Genomic DNA, 2132 nt, shown 5'->3' on the forward strand with positions numbered 1-2132 from the left:
TACAGATTCTGTTGGAGTTACCACCTATTATGTTAGCCAAACACCGGATAGCTCCGATTGCGAAAGTTTAAGAGTGCCAATTACTATTAGAGTGATTGATTCCACTTTAACTATTATTGAACACCCTATAAAACAGACGATTTGTAAAAATACATTTGCTACATTCGGAGTTGTTACGAATAGTTTCGTAAAATCTTACCAATGGCAAAAAAATGGAGTCAACATCATTGGGGCCAATGCTCAAAATTATTCTATACCGGTGGCTAGTGAAAGCACAATTGGTCAATATACTTGTGTAATTACAGGTAATTGTAAGACCATTGTTTCTAATCCAGCATTGTTGGAAATTAGCGGCTGCCAAATACCTAATGAATTTGATCTTGCCTTACGAACTACAGTCATTGATACAAATAAAGTATTTTATGCCAATACTTTGGTTAGATATAAAACCATTGTATATAATCAGGGTAAAGAAAAAGCATACAATATTTCTGTCATAAATTATATTCCAAAAGGGATGTCTTTCGAAAATTATAAAAACTGGACATGGAAAGATAATCAATTGACAACTCAAATAGATAGTTTAGCCGCAGGAGATAGTATTAGTATAGAATTGGCTCTTAGGATTAATGCTAACCAAATATCAGGCAAAATGATAAATATTGCCGAGATTTTTGGAGCCGATAAAGATAAGTTGGGTAAGATTCATTTATTAGCCGATAGTGATAGTCGCTTCGACAGAAATTCTTCTAACGACATTGGTGGTAAAGAAGAATCAGCTACTGACAATGCTATTTTTGGTAATGGTGATGGAGAGAACGATATTGTTGGAGGAATAAACCCAGAATACGACGAAGACGATGCCGACCCTGCAACTATTTATATCCAAAGTATAAGGAAACGATGTTCAGATTTGGCCTTACGCAAACGAGTTATTCATAATAAAACGGAGATGTATTTACCTAACGAATTAGCAATATTCGAGATAACTGTCTATAATCAATGTCCAACCGCAACTGCATACAATATTGACATCATTGATTATATTCCAAAAGGCTTAGATTTTGACCTTAAAGATAGTACAAACCAAAATTGGCAAATAGGTAATAATAATGAGGTTGTTACAAGAATTGATAGCCTTGCAGGTGGAGATAGTATCAGCATTCAAATTGCTTTACGAGTGAACCATCAAACAAAACCAGGACTTTATATTACAAAAGCCGAAATTTTTGGTGCAGACTTAGATAAGTCAGGTACAAATCATCTCTTTTCCGATGCAGATAGCCGTTTTGATAAAAATTCCTTCAACGATATTGGGGGAAGAGAAAATTCTCCAACCGATGATATGATTTTAGGCGATGGTGAAGGTACTTTCGATGTTGTAAGAGGGATCAACCTTAATCATGATGAAGATGATGAAGACCCAGCCGCTATCATTGTTATACCATTTACAAACCCATGCAATGACTTAGCGATTCGCAATGAGCCAGAATATCGTTTGGTAACCCCTATGTATTTGCCAAAAGACTCAGTGAAGTTTGAAGTAACGGTTTACAATCAATGTAAAAACTGTAAAATTTATAATGTAAATGTGGTTAATTATATTCCGAAAGGAATGGAACTTGATATCAACAATCCAATCAATCAGCGTTGGAGCATTAGTATTGATACGGTCAGAAAAAGCAATGGAACTATTCGTATTGATACAAATGCAGTTACAAGTGTAGATAGTTTAACAGGTATGGAAGCTAAAACTATCGAAATTGTATTAAAAATAAAAGCAGATTCAAAACCAGGCGTTTACATCAACAAAGCTGAAATTTATAGTGCAACTACCGATTTTGCGGGATCAAATCCAATTTACTACGATAGAGACGGTACTTTCGACAGAGACCAATCTAATGATATAGGTGGCAAAGAAAACTCGCCAAACGATAATTATATTTTAGGTGATGGAAATGAGTATTATGATGTAGTCGAAGGTGTTCTTATAAAACACGATGAAGATGATGAAGATCCTGCATTGATAGTAGTTGGTGACATTAATTGTCTTGCCTTGTCGGCAGACTCGGTAAGCGGCACAAAATGGTTCGATTTCTTTGATAAAAGTGGACGTTTATTTGCCTCCATCA

Annotated in this window: 1 protein-coding gene; it reads left to right on the top strand. The window is 35.2% G+C overall.

What is annotated here, in order from left to right; all coding sequences use genetic code 11:
- Positions 1–2132 (top strand): DUF11 domain-containing protein (locus EGI24_RS14320; RefSeq protein WP_255049142.1); only part of this gene is annotated, 2132 nt, incomplete at both ends.

Source organism: Lacihabitans sp. CS3-21, assembly GCF_024343675.1.
Taxonomy (GTDB): Bacteria; Bacteroidota; Bacteroidia; order Cytophagales; family Spirosomataceae; genus Leadbetterella.